This is a genomic window from Pseudomonas putida, assembly GCF_028682395.1.
GTDB classification, from domain to species: Bacteria; Pseudomonadota; Gammaproteobacteria; order Pseudomonadales; family Pseudomonadaceae; genus Aquipseudomonas; species Aquipseudomonas putida_AB.
The window spans coordinates 257,087-275,635 of sequence record NZ_JANHLC010000005.1 but is presented as its reverse complement, the minus strand read 5'-3'; the positions used below and the strand labels follow the sequence as shown (position 1 = coordinate 275,635).

At 59.6% G+C, this 18,549-nt stretch carries 17 protein-coding genes; 15 read left to right on the top strand and 2 right to left on the bottom strand.

Translation table 11 applies throughout. The features are described from left to right. Positions 1-28: 28 nt before the first annotated feature. Together NPS46_RS15135 and map are read right to left on the bottom strand one after the other, a co-directional pair. Positions 29-2,731, bottom strand: a complete 2,703-nt coding sequence (locus NPS46_RS15135; RefSeq protein WP_274108473.1) for a [protein-PII] uridylyltransferase — start codon at positions 2,729-2,731, stop codon at positions 29-31. A gap of 74 nt (positions 2,732-2,805) precedes the next feature. Continuing rightward, on the bottom strand, positions 2,806-3,588 hold the full coding sequence (gene map, locus NPS46_RS15130) for a type I methionyl aminopeptidase (protein WP_274108472.1): 783 nt from the start codon (positions 3,586-3,588) through the stop codon (positions 2,806-2,808). Between the two features lie 382 nt (positions 3,589-3,970). Between map and rpsB the strand changes: the two genes are divergently transcribed. The 15 genes from rpsB (at position 3,971) to rnhB (ending at position 18,540) form a co-directional block, all read left to right on the top strand. Further along, positions 3,971-4,705 carry a 30S ribosomal protein S2 gene (gene rpsB / locus NPS46_RS15125; protein WP_274108471.1) on the top strand — a complete coding sequence of 245 codons (735 nt, stop codon included), beginning with the start codon at positions 3,971-3,973 and terminating at the stop codon, positions 4,703-4,705. A gap of 191 nt (positions 4,706-4,896) precedes the next feature. Beyond that, positions 4,897-5,760, top strand: a complete 864-nt coding sequence (tsf, locus tag NPS46_RS15120) for a translation elongation factor Ts (protein WP_274108553.1) — start codon at positions 4,897-4,899, stop codon at positions 5,758-5,760. Positions 5,761-5,963: 203 nt separating this feature from the next. Beyond that, on the top strand, positions 5,964-6,707 hold the full coding sequence (gene pyrH / locus NPS46_RS15115; protein WP_019692086.1) for a UMP kinase: 744 nt from the start codon (positions 5,964-5,966) through the stop codon (positions 6,705-6,707). Continuing rightward, a complete protein-coding gene (frr, locus tag NPS46_RS15110; protein ID WP_274108470.1) occupies positions 6,704-7,261 on the top strand; it encodes a ribosome recycling factor in 558 nt (185 codons plus the stop codon). Before pyrH ends, frr begins: the two co-directional genes overlap by 4 nt. A gap of 16 nt (positions 7,262-7,277) precedes the next feature. Then, complete coding sequence (uppS, locus tag NPS46_RS15105; RefSeq protein ID WP_274108469.1) at positions 7,278-8,033, top strand: polyprenyl diphosphate synthase; 756 nt, start codon at positions 7,278-7,280, stop codon at positions 8,031-8,033. Continuing rightward, positions 8,033-8,839 (top strand): phosphatidate cytidylyltransferase, encoded by an 807-nt coding sequence (locus NPS46_RS15100; protein ID WP_274108468.1) that lies wholly within the window; start codon positions 8,033-8,035, stop codon positions 8,837-8,839. Before uppS ends, NPS46_RS15100 begins: the two co-directional genes overlap by 1 nt. After that, positions 8,836-10,026, top strand: coding sequence for a 1-deoxy-D-xylulose-5-phosphate reductoisomerase (gene ispC / locus NPS46_RS15095; protein WP_274108467.1), 1,191 nt, complete (start codon positions 8,836-8,838; stop codon positions 10,024-10,026). Before NPS46_RS15100 ends, ispC begins: the two co-directional genes overlap by 4 nt. Before the next feature lie 55 nt (positions 10,027-10,081). Then, positions 10,082-11,434, top strand: a complete 1,353-nt coding sequence (rseP, locus tag NPS46_RS15090; protein WP_274108466.1) for a sigma E protease regulator RseP — start codon at positions 10,082-10,084, stop codon at positions 11,432-11,434. A gap of 75 nt (positions 11,435-11,509) precedes the next feature. Further along, positions 11,510-13,858 carry an outer membrane protein assembly factor BamA gene (bamA, locus tag NPS46_RS15085; protein ID WP_274108465.1) on the top strand — a complete coding sequence of 783 codons (2,349 nt, stop codon included), beginning with the start codon at positions 11,510-11,512 and terminating at the stop codon, positions 13,856-13,858. 45 nt (positions 13,859-13,903) lie between these two features. Then, positions 13,904-14,407, top strand: coding sequence for an OmpH family outer membrane protein (locus NPS46_RS15080; protein WP_019692093.1), 504 nt, complete (start codon positions 13,904-13,906; stop codon positions 14,405-14,407). A gap of 3 nt (positions 14,408-14,410) precedes the next feature. After that, a complete protein-coding gene (gene lpxD, locus NPS46_RS15075; RefSeq protein ID WP_274108464.1) occupies positions 14,411-15,466 on the top strand; it encodes a UDP-3-O-(3-hydroxymyristoyl)glucosamine N-acyltransferase in 1,056 nt (351 codons plus the stop codon). A 107-nt stretch (positions 15,467-15,573) separates the two neighbouring features. Then, the gene (gene fabZ / locus NPS46_RS15070; protein WP_274108463.1) at positions 15,574-16,014 is read left to right on the top strand and encodes a 3-hydroxyacyl-ACP dehydratase FabZ; all 441 of its coding nucleotides are present in this window, start codon (positions 15,574-15,576) and stop codon (positions 16,012-16,014) included. After that, complete coding sequence (gene lpxA, locus NPS46_RS15065) at positions 16,011-16,787, top strand: acyl-ACP--UDP-N-acetylglucosamine O-acyltransferase (protein ID WP_274108462.1); 777 nt, start codon at positions 16,011-16,013, stop codon at positions 16,785-16,787. The genes fabZ and lpxA overlap by 4 nt, the downstream gene beginning before the upstream one ends. A gap of 2 nt (positions 16,788-16,789) precedes the next feature. Further along, entirely contained in the window at positions 16,790-17,920 is a 1,131-nt protein-coding gene (lpxB, locus tag NPS46_RS15060; RefSeq protein ID WP_425312742.1) for a lipid-A-disaccharide synthase, read from the top strand. An 11-nt stretch (positions 17,921-17,931) separates the two neighbouring features. Continuing rightward, positions 17,932-18,540, top strand: coding sequence for a ribonuclease HII (rnhB, locus tag NPS46_RS15055; RefSeq protein ID WP_274108549.1), 609 nt, complete (start codon positions 17,932-17,934; stop codon positions 18,538-18,540). Positions 18,541-18,549 lie beyond the last annotated feature (9 nt).

The window sequence follows — 18,549 nt, the reverse complement described above, 5'->3', positions numbered from 1 at the left end:
GTCTCACTCGATGGGGCATGTCGCGCCGTCAGATACTCAGGCGCGTCAGTTCGGCATTGGGTTCGTGGTTGACGCGCAGTTGTTCGACGATTGCCGCCTGCAGGCGGCTGCACAGTAGCGGGTCGGACAGTGGCTGGTTGTTCGCATCGGTAATGAAGAACACGTCTTCCACGCGTTCGCCCAGGGTCGCAATCTTGGCGTTCTGCAACGACAGGTCGAACTCCAGGAAAATCTTGCCGATGCGCGCCAGCAGGCCCGGACGGTCCGGGGCGCTGAGTTCGAGCACGGTCACTGGGCGCTGGGCGTCGTTGTGGATGGTCACCACCGGGTCAAAGGCAAAGTGCTTGAGCTGACGCGGTACGCGGCGCTGGATGATCGTCGGGTAGTCGTCGGGGTTGCGCAGGGCTTCGGTCAGGCCATCGCGGATCTGCTGGATGCGCTCCGGGTTGTCGCCAATCGAGCCGCCGTCGGTATCGAGCACGATATAGGTGTCGAGGGTGAACTGGCTGCTGGAGGTGATGACCCGGGCGTCATGGATGTTCAGGTTGAGCTGGTCCATGGCGGCCACGGTCACGGCGAAGAAGTCGTGCTGGTCCGGGGCATAGATAAAGATCTGGGTACCCCCTTCGAATTCGCGCTGGGTGGTTTCCTTGATCAGCACCAGCGGGCCGCCATCGGCCGGCTGCTGGAGGATCGCGTCGCTGTGCCAGGCCACATCGCCGGCGGTATGGCGCAGAAAGTAGTCGTCGCCCAGCTGCGACCAGAGTTGCTCGACATCGTCCGGGTCGGTGCCGGCGCGCACCAGGATATCCAGCGCGGCGCTCTGGGTATGGCGGATCTGCTCTTCACGATCCACCGGGTTCTCCAGGCCGCGGCGCAGGGCGCGCTTGGTCTCGGTATAGAGCTGGCGCAACAGGCTGGCGCGCCAGGAGTTCCACAGGCTGGGGTTGGTTGCATTGATATCGGCGACGGTCAGCACGTAGAGGTAGTCCAGGCGTGTCTGGTCGTGGACGACTTGGGCGAAGTCGTGGATCACCTGGGGATCGGAGAGGTCCTTGCGCTGGGCCGTGGTCGACATCACCAGGTGGTTCTGCACCAGCCAGACGATCAATCGGCTGTCCCATTGCGGCAACTGGTGGCGGGCACAGAACGCCTGCGCATCGACGGCGCCCAGTTCGGAGTGATCGCCGTGCCGGCCCTTGCCGATATCGTGGTAGAGCCCGGCCAGGTAAATCAGCTCCGGCTTGGGCAGACGGCTCATCAGCTTGCTGGCCAACGGGAATTTCTCGGACACCTGGGTGTACTGCAATTTACGCAGGTGCTTGATCAGGTTCAGTGTGTGGGCGTCGACCGTATAGATGTGGAACAGGTCGTGCTGCATCTGCCCGACAATATCGCCGAACTCCGGCAGATAGCGCCCGAGAATGCCGTAGCGGTTCATCCGACGCAGGTTGCGGTGGATGCCGATCTCGCACTTGAACAGCTCGATAAACAGGCTGGTGTTGCGGATGTCGTGGCGGAACTCGTCGTCGATCAGGTGACGGTTTTCCCGCAGCAGACGAATGGTATCGGCGCGTACACCCTTGATTTCCGGGTGCTGGGCCATCAGCACGAAAATCTCCAGCATGGCGAACGGTGTGCGCTTGAAGACGTTGGGGCTCACCGCCTCGATATAGCCGTCGTGCAGTTGGAAGCGCGAGTTGATCGGTTGTGGCGGCGCTTCGTTTTCCGGGGCGAGGATCAGCTCTTCGAAGTGCTGGATGATCAGGTCGCTGAGCTGGGCGATGCTCATCACCACGCGGTAGTACTGCTGCATGAAGTTTTCGATGGCCTGCTTGGCATCGTCACCTTCAAACCCCAGCAGCGTGGCGATGCTGCGCTGATGGTCGAACAGCAGCCGATCTTCGGCACGCCCGGCCAGCATGTGCAGGGCGTACCGGACCTTCCAGAGAAACTCCTGGGAAGAGGCGAGCAGGGCGTTCTCGCTTTCCACCAAAAAGCCTTCGCCCGCGAGGGCGCGCAGATTCAGGGTGCCGTACTGGCGCCGAGCGATCCAGAGGATGGTCTGGATATCCCGCAGGCCGCCTGGCGAGCCCTTGACGTTGGGCTCTAGGTTGTACTCGGTGTCGTTGTACTTGTGGTGGCGAGCCTTCTGTTCGGCGCGCTTGGCCAGGAAAAACTCCTTGCTCGGCCACATGTGCGCCGTGCTGGTCACTTCCAGCATGCGCAGGCGCAGTGCCTCGGGGCCCGCGATGGTGCGGCTTTCCATCAGGTTGGTGACGACCGTGAGGTCGGCCCGGGCTTCTTCGGCACATTCGGCGACCGAGCGCACGCTTTGCCCGACTTCCAGGCCGATATCCCAGAGCAGGGTCAGAAAACGCTCGATGGAATCGCGAAAGATCTCATGATCGGCGCTGTCGAGCAGAATCAGCAGGTCGATATCCGAGTAAGGGTGCAACTCGCCCCGACCGTAGCCGCCCACTGCGACCAGCGCGATATCGGCGTCCTCGCTCCAGTCGAACTGTGCCCAGGCCTGGCGCAGGATATTGTCGACTAACCACGCACGATCCTCGATCAGCCGGCGAATCTCGCGGCCTTCGCGAAACCGCTGGTCCAGCACTTCGCGTGCCTGGCGGATGGCTTTCTTGAACGCCGGGATAGGGCTGGACTTGAGCGCCAGTTCCGCCTGGAACTGGCCGCGGTCGAACAGATCGGGGTCCACCTGGGGCATCGTTCGGCTTTCCTTGTGGCTATCGAAAAGTGTCTGTCGGAAACGGCTATCTATAGATCGTGCGTCAGGATCAATCAGGGTGCTACGCGAGGGATAGTGTCATCGCTGCGCAGGGTGAAGATCTCGTAGCCATCGGCAGTCACCAGCAGGGTGTGCTCCCATTGGGCCGAGAGCTTGCGGTCCTTGGTGATCGCAGTCCAGCCATCGCCCAGCACCTTGGTATCGGCTTTGCCCTGGTTGATCATCGGCTCGATGGTGAAGGTCATACCTTCCTTGAGTTCCATACCGGTGCCGGCACGACCGTAGTGCAGGATCTGCGGTTCTTCGTGGAACACCTTGCCGATGCCGTGGCCGCAGAACTCGCGCACGACGGAAAAGCCGTTTTTCTCGGCGTGCTTCTGGATCACTTCGCCAATATCGCCAAGGCGGCAGCCCGGGCGAACAATTTCGATGGCCTTGTACAGGCATTCCTGGGTGACCTGGGACAGGCGCTCGGCCCAGACCGGGACATTGCCGACATGGAACATCTTGCTGGTGTCGCCGTGATAGCCATCCTTGATCACCGTGATGTCGATGTTCAGGGTGTCGCCATCCTTGAGTGCCTTGTCACCGGGGATGCCGTGGCACACCACATGGTTGACCGAGGTGCAGATCGACTTGGGGAAACCCTTGTAGTTGAGCGGTGCGGGAATGGCCTGCTGCACGTTGACGATATAGTCGTGGCAGATGCGGTCCAGTTCCTCGGTGGTCACGCCGGGTTTGACGTATTCGCCGATCATTTCCAGGACTTCTGCGGCCAGGCGGCCGGCGACTCGCATTTTCGCGATGTCCTCGGCGGTTTTGAGGGTAACGGTCATACAGGCTCTCTTTGCGCTCAGGGACGCAACTATAAACAGACAAGGACGGGGGCGGTTGTCAGCACCTTTACCCGGCCCGAAAAGCGCGATTCTATCAGACGACCGGGGCAAAACATGCGCCGGCAGGCATCGCTTCTTTCTATAAGGCCGGGGTATTGTGCAGGGCTGGCGGGGGTGGCGCAAAAGTCCCCGTCGGCAAGGTGCATTGCGGGTTTCGTTTTTGCGAGTCCTGTGGTATAAAATGCGCCGCTTTCAGGGGATAGCCCCCGAAAGCTCAAACCCACACACGTGTCGACACGATGACCTGGGTGCCTACAGCTCGATGCTGGCGGTTGGTCATTGGGATACGTGGAGGCCTAACCCGACTTATCAAGGAACTATCATGTCCCAAGTCAACATGCGCGATATGCTGAAGGCCGGTGTGCACTTCGGTCACCAGACCCGTTACTGGAACCCGAAAATGGGTAAATACATTTTCGGCGCGCGCAACAAGATCCACATCATCAACCTTGAAAAAACCCTGCCAATGTTCAACGAAGCTCTGACTTTCGTAGAGCGTCTGGCCCAGGGCAAAAACAAGATTCTGTTCGTCGGCACCAAGCGTTCGGCTGGCAAGATCGTTGCTGAAGAAGCAACCCGTTGCGGTTCGCCGTACGTCGACCATCGCTGGTTGGGCGGCATGCTGACCAACTTCAAAACCATCCGTGCTTCCATCAAGCGTCTGCGTGACCTTGAAGTGCAAGCCGAAGACGGCACCTTCGCCAAGCTGACCAAGAAAGAGGCGCTGATGCGCTCTCGCGATCTGGAAAAGCTGGATCGTAGCCTGGGTGGTATCAAGGACATGGGCGGTCTGCCAGACGCTCTGTTCGTGATCGACGTTGACCACGAGCGCATCGCTATCACCGAAGCCAACAAGCTGGGTATCCCGGTTATCGGCGTAGTCGATACCAACAGCAGCCCGGAAGGTGTTGATTACATCATCCCAGGCAACGATGACGCCATCCGCGCCATCCAGCTGTACATGGGTGCAATGGCCGACGCAGTGATCGCTGGCCGCAACCACGTTGCCGGCGGCACCGAAGTATTCGAAGAAGCTCCGGTAGCAGCAGCTGAGTAAGTAGCGCCTTGGCGTTGACTCAGTAAGCAAAAAGGGGGCTTGGCCCCCTTTTTGCCACCTCGAAAACCACTTGTCGGCAGTGCCGATGCAGTTTCTGTAATGCGCAGCGGCTAACAAGATGGTTCGGGAAGAATTGAACGCCCGTTCGGTCGGGTGGAATGGTTGAAAACCTATCCAAGAGGAATTTTGAAATGGCAGAGATTACTGCAGCGTTGGTCAAAGAACTGCGCGAGCGTACCGGCGAAGGCATGATGGACTGCAAGAAAGCCTTGACCAAGGCTGGCGGCGACATCGAAAAAGCGATCGACGACATGCGTGCCTCGGGCGCCATCAAAGCGGCCAAGAAAGCGGGCAACGTTGCCGCTGAAGGCGCTATCGCAATCAAGGACGACGGCAAGTCTGCCGTTATCCTCGAAGTCAACTCGCAGACCGACTTCCTGGCTCTGCAGGACGACTTCAAGGCTTTCGTCGCTGCCGGCGTTGAAAAAGCATTCGCTGAAAAGCTGACCGACGCAGCTCCGCTGATCGCCGCTCTGGAACCTGCGCGTGAAGCCCTGGTTGCCAAAGTCGGCGAAAACGTCAACATCCGTCGCCTGGCACGTATCGAAGCTGACGTTGTAGGTTCGTACCTGCACGGCAACAAGATTGGCGTTGTGGTTGCCCTCAAAGGCGGCACCCCAGAGCTGGCCAAAGATATCGCCATGCACGTAGCAGCCAGCAACCCTGAGTTCCTGCTGCCGTCGCAAGTCTCCCCAGAAGCCATCGAGCGCGAGAAAGCCGTGTTCATGAGCCTCAACGAAGACAAGATCAAAGGCAAGCCAGCTGAAATCGTCGAGAAAATGATCGGCGGCCGTATCAGCAAGTTCCTGGCTGAAGCCAGCCTGGTCGAGCAGCCATTCGTTAAGAACCCAGACGTTACCGTGGGTACTCTGGCCAAGAATGGCGGCGCTGAAATCCTTTCCTTCGTCCGCTTCCAAGTAGGTGAAGGCATCGAGAAGCCAGTCGACAACTTCGCTGAAGAAGTTGCCGCTCAAGTGGCTGCCAGCAAGCAATAAGACGGTTCTAAACTGTCGACCCAAGAGGCTGCCCGCTCACGCGCGCAGCCTCTTTTCAAATGGGGGAGAGTATTTGTCTTCCTCTCGGAACTGACTTACAAAGTCGTGTTCCGATGGCGCGCAAGCCGCGCCGAGCTAGAGTAAGCGCAGGCTGTAAACAGCCGCACAGATTTTTTCAAAAAACGCCGCAGGAGAGATTCGCAATGGCTCAGCAGGGCAGTGGTTATCAAGCTCGCTATAAACGCATTCTACTCAAGCTTAGCGGCGAGGCCCTGATGGGGTCCGAAGAGTTCGGGATCGACCCGAAAGTCCTGGATCGCATGGCGCTGGAAGTCGGCCAATTGGTGGGTATCGGTGTTCAGGTGGGCCTGGTAATCGGTGGTGGCAACCTGTTCCGTGGGGCGGCGCTCAGCGCGGCCGGCATGGATCGGGTGACGGGCGACCACATGGGTATGTTGGCCACCGTGATGAACGCGCTGGCGATGCGCGATGCGCTGGAACGTGCGAATATCTCGGCCATCGTAATGTCGGCCATTTCCATGGTCGGTGTGACGGATCACTATGATCGTCGCAAGGCCATGCGTCATTTGAACGCCAAAGAGGTCGTGATCTTCGCTGCCGGTACCGGCAACCCGTTCTTTACCACGGATTCCGCCGCCTGCCTGCGAGCGATCGAAATCGATGCCGATGTCGTGCTCAAGGCGACCAAGGTCGATGGCGTATACACCGCTGATCCATTCAAAGACCCGCATGCCGAGAAGTTCGATCATCTGACATACGATGAAGTACTGGATCGCAAGCTGGGTGTCATGGATCTCACGGCCATCTGCCTGTGCCGTGACCATAAGATGCCGTTGCGCGTATTTAACATGAACAAGCCCGGCGCCCTGCTGAATATCGTGCACGGTGGCGCTGAAGGAACTCTGATCGAGGAAGGCGAGCAATGATCAACGAAATCAAGAAAGACGCCCAGGTACGCATGCAAAAGACCCTGGAATCCCTGGCGCATGCCTTTGGCCGGATTCGTACCGGTCAGGCGCACCCGAGCATTCTGGGCAGCGTGATGGTGCCTTACTACGGCACCGATACGCCGATCAATCAGGTCGCCAACGTGACCGTGAAGGATTCGCGCACCCTGCAGGTCGTGGCTTTCGAGCGCAACATGCTGGCTGCGGTCGACAAGGCCATTCAGAGCTCCGGCTTGGGTTTCAACCCGACCAACCTGGGTGAGCTGCTGCTGATCACCATGCCTGCGCTGACGGAAGAGACCCGCAAGGGCTTCACCAAACAGGCGCGTGATGCTGCCGAAGATGCCCGTATCGCGGTGCGCAATATCCGCCGTGATGCCTTGAGCCAGCTGAAGGATCTGGTCAAGGAAAAGGAAATCAGTGAGGACGACGAGCGTCGTGCGGCCGATGATGTCCAGAAGTTGACCGATAAGTTCGTGGCTGAAATCGAAGTGGCCGTGAAGCAGAAAGAAGCGGATTTGATGGCCGTATAAGGGTCGGTACGCTTTTATGGAAAAGACCAAGCAAGCGGTGCCCGTTGGGGCGCCGCGTCATGTCGCGATTATCATGGATGGTAATAATCGCTGGGCGAAGAAGCGCTTTTTGCCAGGTGTCGCGGGTCACAAGGCCGGTGTCGATGCGGTCCGTGCGGTCATCGAGGTGTGCGCCGAGGCTGGAGTCGAGGTCTTGACGCTGTTCGCCTTTTCCAGTGAGAACTGGCAGCGGCCGGCGGACGAAGTGAGCGCCTTGATGGATCTTTTCTTCAAGGCGCTGCGCCGTGAAGCCAAGCGCCTGAACGAGAACAATATCAGCCTGCGGATCATTGGTGATCGGACACGTTTCCATCCTGAGCTACAGGCTGCGATGCGTGAGGCCGAGGCGATTACGGCAGGTGATAACCGATTGGTCCTGCAGATCGCCGCCAACTACGGCGGTCAATGGGACATCGCCCAGGCTGCCCAGCGCCTGGCGCGCGAGGTTCAGGCCGGGCATCTGCAGCCGCAGGACATTACGCCTGAGTTACTGCAGACCTGTCTGTCGACAGGTGATCTGCCTTTGCCGGACCTGTGTATTCGCACCGGCGGCGAGCACCGGATCAGCAACTTTTTGTTATGGCAGTTGGCTTACGCCGAGCTGTACTTCTCCGACCTGTTCTGGCCGGACTTCAAACACGAAGCCATGCGCAATGCGCTGGCCGATTTTGCATCGCGTCAGCGCCGTTTCGGCAAGACGAGCGAGCAGATCGAAGCCGGAGCCCGGGTTTAATGCTTAAACAACGAATCATCACTGCACTGATCCTGCTGCCGGTGGCCTTGTGCGGGTTTTTCCTGCTCGAAGGTGTCGGCTTTGCACTGTTCATCGGCCTGGTCGTGACGCTGGGAGCCTGGGAATGGGCGCGCCTGGCGGGCTTCGAGGGCCAGGCGGCGCGGGTCGGCTATGGCGCCCTGGTGGCTGGACTGCTGTTTGTGATGCATCAGTTGCCCGGGCTTGCGCCCTGGGTGTTGGGTGCGGCAATGGTCTGGTGGGTCGTCGCGACCTATCTGGTACTGACCTTTCCACAGAGCAGCGCCCGCTGGTCGAGTGCGACCAGCAAGCTGCTGATTGGCTTGCTGGTACTGCTGCCCGCCTGGCAGGGATTGCTGTTCATCAAACAGCAGCCGTCCGGCAACTGGTTGATCCTGGCAGTGATGGTGTTGGTGTGGGGGGCCGATATCGGTGCCTACTTCTCCGGCAAGGCCTTCGGCAAGCGTAAGCTCGCGCCCCAGGTCAGTCCCGGCAAGAGCTGGGAGGGTGTCTATGGTGGTCTGTTGCTGTGCCTGGCAATGACCCTGGTGCTGGGTCTGACCCAGGGCTGGAGTGTCGGCCGCTTGTTTGCAAGCCTGTTGGGTGCGGCGGTGCTGGTCTTTATCTCGGTGGTGGGCGATCTGACTGAAAGCATGTTCAAGCGCCAGGCGGGGATCAAGGACAGCAGTAACCTGCTGCCCGGGCATGGCGGCGTACTGGATCGGATCGACAGCCTGACTGCTGCACTTCCCGTGTTTGCAGTGCTGCTCTGGATTGCTGCCCCATGAGTCGTGTGCAACGCATTACGGTATTGGGGGCAACCGGTTCCATCGGCTTGAGCACGCTGGATGTGATTGCGCGTCACCCAGAGCGCTATCAGGTTTTTGCCTTGAGTGGTTTTAGCCGCCTCAATGAGCTGTTCGCGCTGTGCCTGCGCCACGCCCCGCAGTTTGCCGTGGTACCCGAGGCTGTTGCTGCCCGGGCTCTGCAGGAGCGTTTGCGCGCGGCCGACTCGAAGACCGAAGTGTTGGTCGGCGAGGCCGGGCTGTGCCAGGTCGCGGCTGATCCGCAAGTCGATGCGGTGATGGCGGCGATTGTCGGTGCGGCCGGGCTACGCCCAACGCTGGCGGCGGTCGAGGCCGGGAAGAAGATTCTGCTGGCCAACAAGGAAGCGCTGGTCATGGCTGGCGCGCTGTTTATGCAGGCGGTGCGGCGCAGTGGCTCGGTATTGTTGCCGATCGATAGCGAGCACAATGCGATTTTCCAATGCCTGCCCACGGATTACGCCCGCGGCCTGGGTGCCGTGGGTGTGCGCCGTATTTTGTTGACGGCGTCCGGCGGACCGTTCCGCCAGACGCCGCTGGCGCAACTGGCAGATGTCACGCCGGAGCAGGCCTGTGCTCATCCCAACTGGTCGATGGGGCGCAAGATTTCCGTCGATTCGGCGAGCATGATGAACAAAGGGCTGGAACTGATCGAGGCGTGCTGGTTGTTCGATGCCAAGCCCAGTCAGGTAGAGGTGGTGATCCATCCGCAAAGCGTGATTCATTCGCTGGTCGATTACGTTGATGGCTCGGTGCTTGCGCAGTTGGGTAACCCTGATATGCGCACGCCTATCGCCAATGCACTGGCCTGGCCTGAGCGGATCGATTCGGGGGTTGCGCCGCTGGACCTGTTTGCTATCGCTCGTCTGGACTTCGAGGCGCCCGATGAAGTGCGCTTTCCGTGCCTGCGTCTGGCGCGGCAGGCCGCCGAAGCTGGAAACAGCGCGCCGGCGGTGCTTAATGCGGCCAATGAAGTCGCTGTAGCGGCCTTTCTTGAACGGCGCATCCGTTATCCGCAGATCGCGAGTATCATCGACGAGGTCATGGGGCAGATGCCGGTGGTTGCGGTCGATGAGCTTGAGGCTGTGTTTGCGGCGGACGCCCGGGCCCGCGAGTTGAGTGAGCAGTGGTTGAGTCGTCACGGGCGCTAGTTGCCCGGGTATGGCGTCGGGTACGGCGCTACGAACAGGATTGCGGAGAAAGTGAATGAGTGCGCTCTATATGATTGTCGGCACCCTGATTGCCTTGGGCGTGCTGGTTACTTTTCATGAATTTGGCCACTTTTGGGTTGCTCGCCGCTGTGGTGTAAAGGTTCTGCGGTTTTCCGTCGGTTTCGGCATGCCGCTGCTGCGCTGGCATGACAAGTACGGTACCGAGTTCGTGATCGCGGCCATCCCGCTGGGCGGCTACGTGAAAATGCTCGATGAGCGCGAAGGCGCGGTGCCGGCCGATCAGCTCGAGCAATCCTTCAATCGCAAGTCGGTACGTCAGCGGATCGCCATTGTCGCGGCAGGACCGATTGCCAACTTTCTGCTGGCCCTGGTGTTTTTCTGGGTGCTGGCGATGCTGGGCAGCGAGCAGGTTCGCCCGGTAGTCGGCGCGGTAGAGGCTGGCAGCATTGCCGCCAAGGCCGGCTTGAGCGCGGGTGAGGAAATTGTTGCTATTGATGGCGAACCGACCAGTGGCTGGGCGGCGGTCAATCTGCAATTGGTGCGTCGTCTGGGTGAAAGCGGTTCGGTGCAGTTGCTGGTGCGGGCCCCAGGGGCAACCGCTGATACGGCGCGTGAGTTGCTGCTCGATCAGTGGCTCAAGGGGGCCGATGAACCGGACCCGATTCGCTCCCTGGGTATTCGCCCGTGGCGTCCGGCCCTGGCGCCGGTGCTGGCCGAGCTGGACCCGAAAGGCCCGGCCCAGGCTGCCGGGCTGAAGACCGGCGATCGCCTGCTTGCACTGGACGGGGAGGCGGTCGGTGACTGGCAGCAAGTGGTCGATTGGGTCCGTGGTCGTCCGGATGGCAAGGTCGTACTGCAGGTCGAGCGCGACGGCGCCCGCATCGATGTGCCCCTGACCCTCGGCAGTCGCGGGGAAGGCAAGGCGGCGAGCGGGTATCTGGGCGCGGGTGTCAAGGGCGTCGAGTGGCCGCCCGAGATGCTGCGCGAGGTCAGTTTCGGGCCTTTGGAGGCAATTGGCGAAGGCGCTCGACGCACCTGGACCATGAGTGTGCTGACCCTGGATTCACTGAAGAAAATGTTGTTCGGCGAGCTCTCGGTAAAAAACTTGAGTGGACCGATAACCATTGCTAAAGTGGCGGGCGCTTCGGCCCAGTCGGGTGTTGCTGATTTCCTGAATTTCCTGGCTTATCTGAGTATTAGCCTCGGTGTTCTGAATTTGCTGCCCATCCCGGTATTGGATGGGGGGCATTTGCTGTTCTACCTGATCGAGTGGGCGCGTGGTCGTCCCTTGTCGGATCGGGTGCAAGGTTGGGGGGTGCAGATCGGTATCAGTTTGGTGGTTGGGGTGATGTTGCTTGCTCTGGTCAACGATCTGGGTCGTCTGTAACGCATCGCGAAAATTGCGAACCTGCCGCATATTGCGGCAGTTTGTTTATTGCCAGTTGGAATAAGAAAGGACTTCATGAAACGTCTGCTGCTAACTGCGGTTCTCGCCGTACTGATGATCGCCGAAGTTCACGCCGAGTCCTTCACTATCTCCGATATCCGTGTCAACGGCCTCCAGCGGGTTTCCGCCGGTAGCGTGTTTGGCGCGTTACCGTTGAACGTGGGTGAAGAAGCGGATGATCGGCGCCTGGTGGAATCCACCCGCGCCCTGTTCAAGACCGGCTTCTTTCAGGACATCCAACTGGGCCGCGATGGCAACGTCCTGGTCATTACTGTGGTCGAGCGACCTTCGGTCGCCAGTATCGAAATCGAAGGCAACAAGGCGATCTCGACTGAAGACCTGATGAAGGGCCTGAAACAGTCGGGCCTGGCCGAAGGCGAGATCTTCCAGCGTGCCACGCTCGAGGGCGTGCGCAACGAATTGCAGCGCCAGTACGTGGCTCAGGGCCGCTACTCGGCGACCGTCGAAACCGAAGTGGTGCCGCAGCCGCGCAACCGTGTCGGCCTCAAGGTCAATATCAACGAAGGCACCGTCGCCGCCATCCAGCACATCAACGTGGTGGGCAACACGGTGTTCCCGGACGAAGACCTGATCGGTCTGTTCGAACTCAAGACCTCCAACTGGTTGTCGTTCTTCAAGAACGATGACAAGTATGCGCGTGAAAAACTCTCCGGTGACCTGGAGCGTCTGCGCTCCTACTATCTGGACCGTGGCTATATCAACATGGATATCGCTTCGACCCAGGTATCCATCACCCCGGACAAGAAACACGTCTACATCACCGTCAACGTCAACGAAGGTGAGAAGTACAAGGTCCGTGACATCAAGCTCAGCGGTGACCTCAAGGTTCCCGAAGATCAGGTCAAGTCCTTGTTGCTGGTGCAGCCGGGCCAGGTCTTCTCGCGCAAGCTGATGACCACCACCTCCGAGCTGATCACGCGCCGCCTGGGTAACGAAGGTTATACCTTTGCCAACGTCAACGGCGTACCGACCCCGCATGACGATGATCACACCGTCGACATCACTTTCGTGGTCGATCCGGGCAAGCGTGCTTACGTGAACCGCATCAACTTCCGCGGCAACACCAAGTCTGAGGACGAAGTGCTGCGCCGTGAAATGCGCCAGATGGAAGGCGGCTGGGCTTCTACTTACCTGATCGACCAGTCCAAGACCCGTCTGGAGCGCCTGGGCTTCTTCAAGGAAGTCAACGTCGAGACTCCTGCAGTACCGGGTACCGATGACCAGGTTGACGTCAACTACAGCGTGGAAGAGCAGGCGTCGGGTTCGATCACCGCCAGCGTCGGCTTTGCGCAGAGTGCTGGTCTGATCCTGGGTGGTTCGATCACTCAGAACAACTTCCTCGGTACCGGTAACAAGGTCAGCATTGGCTTGACCCGCAGCGAATACCAGAGCCGCTACAACTTCGGCTATGTCGACCCCTACTGGACCGCCGATGGCGTGAGCCTGGGCTACAACGCCTTCTATCGCACCACCGACTACAAAGACCTCGACGTTGATGTGGCGAGCTATGCGGTAGACAGCCTGGGTGCTGGTGTCAGCGTCGGTTACCCGATCAGCGAGACTGCGCGTCTGACCTTTGGCCTGACCGCTCAACAAGACGAGATCAAGACCGGTGTCTATACCGTCGACGAGATTTTCGACTTCGTTAACCGTGAAGGTGACAGCTATCTGAACTTCAAGGCTTCGGCCGGTTGGTCCGAGTCGACCCTGAACAAGGGCGTCCTGGCCACCCGTGGTCATTCCCAGAGCCTGGTTCTGGAAGCCACCACGCCGGGTAGCGACCTGTCGTTCTTCAAGCTCGACTACCGTGGTCAGCTGTTCCAGCCGATTTCCGATAAATACACCCTGCGCATGCACACCGAACTCGGTTATGGCGACGGCTTTGGCGATACCAAAGGCCTGCCATTCTACGAGAACTACTATGCTGGTGGTTTCAACTCGGTACGCGGCTTCAAGGACAGCAGCCTTGGTCCACGCAGTACGCCAAGTAAAGGTAAAAACCCGGGTACTGCTTACGACCCGGACCAGGATCCACTGCCGTTCGGCGGTAACGTCCTGGTTCAAGGTGGTGTAGAGCTGCTGTTCCCGCTGCCTTTCGTCAAGGACCAACGTTCGCTGCGCACGTCCGTGTTTTGGGACGTGGGTAACGTGTTCGACACCAACTGCAAGTCGACCACCCAGAACTGTGATATCAGCTTGAGCAATATGGCCAGCTCCGTCGGTCTGGGTGTGACCTGGATTACCGCACTCGGTCCGTTGAGCTTCAGCCTGGCGATGCCGATCAAGGAACCGAGCGACGCCGATACCCAGGTGTTCCAATTCTCCCTCGGTCAGACTTTCTAATAGCCTGACCTTAGATAACGACAACGGATTTTGTAGGAGTGCATCGTGCGTAAGTTGACTCAATTGGTTCTCCTGGCGACTGTCCTGGTAGCGACCCCGGCCTTCGCCGAAATGAAAATCGCGGTTCTGAACTATCAGATGGCGCTGCTCGAATCCGATGCGGCGAAGAAATACGCCGTGGATGCCGAGAAAAAATTCGGTCCGCAACTGACCAAGCTCAAAACCCTGGAAAGCAGTGCCAAGGGCATCCAGGATCGACTGGTCAGCGGTGGCGACAAGATGGCCCAGGGTGAACGCGAGCGTCTTGAGCTCGAGTTCAAGCAAAAAGCCCGTGACTTCCAGTTCCAGTCCAAGGAACTGAACGAAGCCAAAGCCGTTGCCGACCGTGAAATGCTCAAGCAGCTCAAGCCGAAACTGGACAGCGCAGTGGAAGAAGTCATCAAGAAAGGTGCTTTCGACCTGGTCTTCGAGCGCGGTGCAGTGATTGATGTCAAACCTCAGTACGACATCACTCGCCAGGTTATCGAGCGCATGAATCAGCTGAAGTAAGCCATGACTGCGATCCTGAAACTCGGCCAGTTGGCCGAGTTCCTCGGTGCCACCTTGCGTGGCTCCGCGGAGAAAGAAATCACTGGGCTAGCCACCTTGCAGGAGGCTGGCCCAGCTCAGTTGAGCTTCCTGGCAAATCCCCAGTACCGCAAGTTTCTCGCTGATTGTCAGGCGGGCGTCGTGCTGCTCAAGGCCGGCGATGCCGACCTGTTCGCGGGCGATGCGTTGATCGTGCCCGATCCTTATGCCGCCTACGCGCGTGTTTCGCACTTCTTCGATCCAAAACCCAAGGCGGTAGCCGGTATTCACCCCTCGGCAGTCGTTGCGGCTGATGCGGTTGTGGATCCAAGTGCAAGCATCGGTCCTTTTGTGGTGATCGAGAGTGCGGCCCGGATTGGCGCGGGTGTCACCCTGGGCGCCCACTGCTTTGTCGGTGCGCGCAGCGAAATTGGCGAAGGTGGCTGGTTGGCCCCGCGTGTGACCCTGTACCACGATGTTCGCATCGGCAAGCGGGTGGTTATTCAGTCGGGTGCGGTACTCGGTGGTGAAGGCTTCGGCTTTGCCAATGAGAAGGGCATCTGGCAGAAGATCGCGCAGATTGGTGGCGTGACCATTGGCGACGATGTGGAGATTGGCGTGAATACCGCCATCGACCGTGGCGCCTTGGCCGATACGATCATCGGTAACGGGGTCAAGCTCGACAATCAGATCCAGATTGCCCACAACGTGCAGATTGGCGATCACACGGCCATGGCGGCGTGCGTCGGCATCTCCGGCAGTACCAAGATCGGCAAGCACTGCATGCTTGCAGGCGGTGTAGGGCTGGTGGGGCATATCGAAATTTGCGATAACGTGTTTTTGACCGGGATGACCATGGTCACCCATTCGATTACCGAGCCGGGGGCCTATTCTTCCGGTACAGCTATGCAGCCAGCGGCCGAGTGGCGCAAGAGTGCGGCACGGATTCGCCAGCTCGACGACATCGCTCGCCGGTTGCGACAGCTGGAAAAGCGGGTAGGCGACGTGACCCCCGACGGTAATGCTTCATCTGATGGCTGAGACCATTTCCATATCAAGTGTGCACAGCCGCTAGACTGCCTCCTTGATTTGCTAGTGGGGCGTGCGTCAGCCGCGCCCCCAATCTTTACTACAGGCTTCCCCACGAAATGATGGACATCAACGAGATTCGCGAATACCTGCCTCACCGTTACCCGTTCCTGTTGGTGGATCGCGTAACGGACCTGGACGTAGAGGGCCAGCGCATTCGTGCCTACAAGAATGTCAGCATCAACGAACCATTCTTCAATGGCCACTTCCCGGCGCACCCGATCATGCCGGGCGTGCTGATCATCGAAGCGATGGCGCAAGCCGCCGGTATCCTGGGTTTCAAGATGCTCGGCGCGAAGCCTGCCGATGGCACCCTTTACTACTTTGTCGGCTCCGACAAACTGCGTTTCCGCCAGCCGGTGCTGCCGGGCGACCAGTTGATCCTGGAAGCCAAGTTCCTGAGCTGCAAGCGTCAGATCTGGAAGTTCGAGTGCCAGGCTACCGTTGACGGCAAGCCGGTCTGCTCGGCTGAAATTATCTGCGCGGAACGCAAACTATGAGTTTGATTGACCCTCGCGCAATCATCGATCCGACGGCCGTTCTGGCCGACGACGTCGAAGTCGGCCCCTGGTCGATTGTCGGCGCAGGTGTGGAAATCGGCGAGGGAACAGTGATCGGGCCGCATGTGATCCTCAAGGGTCCGACCCGTATCGGTAAGCACAACCGCATCTACCAGTTTTCCTCGGTAGGCGAAGACACCCCGGATCTGAAGTACAAGGGCGAAGAAACACGCCTGGTGATCGGTGACCACAATGTCATCCGTGAAGGCGTGACGATTCACCGTGGCACCGTGCAGGATCGTGCCGAGACCACGCTGGGCGACCACAACCTGATCATGGCCTATGCCCATATCGGCCATGACAGCGTGATCGGCAATCACTGCATCCTGGTCAATAACACGGCGTTGGCCGGGCATGTCCATGTCGATGACTGGGCGATTCTCTCGGGTTTTACCCTGGTTCATCAGTTCTGCCACATTGGCGCCCACAGCTTTTCCGGCATGGGTACGGCGATTGGCAAGGATGTTCCGGCCTATGTCACGGTGTTCGGCAATCCGGCCCAGGCCCGCAGCATGAATTTCGAAGGCATGCGCCGTCGTGGCTTCTCCGATGAGGCGATCCACGCTTTGCGTCGGGCCTACAAGGTGGTCTATCGCCAGGGGCTGACGGTGGAGCAGGCGCTCGCCGAGCTGGTGGCTCCGGCTGCCCAGTATCCCGAGGTCGCGGTCTTTCGTGAGTCGATCCAGTCTTCGACTCGCGGCATTACCCGCTAATCATGGCCAGATTGCGTATTGCCCTGGTCGCGGGCGAGGCCTCCGGCGATATTCTGGGTTCCGGTTTGATGCGCGCACTCAAGGCGCAGCATGCCGATATCGAATTTATCGGGGTCGGTGGCCCGTTGATGCAGGCCGAGGGCCTGACCTCCTATTTTCCGATGGAACGTTTGTCGGTCATGGGGCTGGTCGAGGTGCTGGGGCGCCTGCCCGAGTTGCTCAAGCGGCGTAAACGCCTGATCCAGACACTGATCGCTGAAAAACCCGATGTGTTTATCGGTATCGATGCGCCGGATTTCACCCTGAATATCGAACTCAAACTGCGCCGTGCCGGGATCAAGACCGTGCATTACGTCAGCCCCTCGGTCTGGGCCTGGCGTCAGAAGCGGGTCCTGAAGATTCGTGAAGGCTGTGACCTGATGCTGACGCTGTTTCCCTTCGAAGCGCGTTTTTATCAGGAAAAAGGCGTTCCGGTGCGGTTTGTCGGGCATTCCCTGGCCGATACCATACCGCTGCAGGCGGACCGTGCCGCGGCGCGTGCCGAGCTGGGCCTGCCTGACGGACCGCTGGTCGCCTTGATGCCCGGTAGTCGCGGCGGGGAAGTGGGCCGCCTCGGCGCGCTGTTTCTCGATGCGGCGCAACGCTTGCGTGCCTTGCGGCCCGGTGTGCGCTTTGTCATGCCGTGCGCCAGCCCCCAGCGGCGGGCGCAGCTCGAAGAGTTACTGGTCGGGCGCGACTTGCCCCTGACCCTGCTCGATGGCCAGTCTCACCGGGCATTGGCGGCCTGCGATGCGGTCCTGATCGCCTCGGGGACGGCGACCCTGGAGGCGCTACTGTACAAGCGGCCGATGGTGGTCGCCTATCGCCTGGCACCCCTGACGTTCTGGATTCTCAAGCGCCTGGTGAAAAGCCCTTACATCTCTCTGCCCAACTTGCTGGCGCAGCGTTTGCTGGTGCCTGAGTTACTGCAGGACGATGCCACCCCTGAGGCGCTGGCCCAGACCCTGTCACCGCTGATCGGTGGTGGCGAGGAGCAGACCCGCGGTTTTGACGAAATTCACCGGACCCTGCGTCTGGATGCCTCGAATCAGGCGGCCGACGCCGTCTTGAGCTTGATTGGAAAACCTTTGTGAGTGCTTCGAAGATGCAAATGGGCCTGGATTTCACCCTGGTTGAAGATCTGGTGGCCGGGGTCGATGAAGTCGGGCGTGGCCCGCTGTGCGGCGCGGTGGTTACTGCTGCGGTGATTCTTGACCCGACTCGGCCGATTCTCGGTCTGAACGACTCGAAGAAGCTGACTGAAGCCCGCCGTGAAAAGCTCTACGACGAGATTTGCGAGAAAGCCTTGAGCTGGTGTATCGCCCGCGCTGAGGTGGAAGAAATCGATGAGCTGAATATTCTTCACGCCACCATGCTGGCTATGCAGCGCGCAGTCGAAGGGCTGAGCATTACCCCGAAACTGGCAATGATCGACGGCAATCGCTGTCCTAAGCTGGCCATGCCGGCCGAGGCGGTGGTCAAGGGTGATAGCAAGGTGCCGGCGATCGCTGCGGCATCGATTCTGGCCAAGGTCAGCCGTGATCGGGAAATGGCTGAATTCGAATTGATCTATCCCGGCTACGGGATTGGCGGGCACAAGGGCTATCCCACTCCCGTGCATCTGGAAGCCTTGGCCCGCTTGGGACCGACCCCGATTCACCGGCGCTCGTTCGCCCCGGTGCGCCTGGCCTTCGAGGCGCGGGAAAAGCGTTAGTCGGCTGAT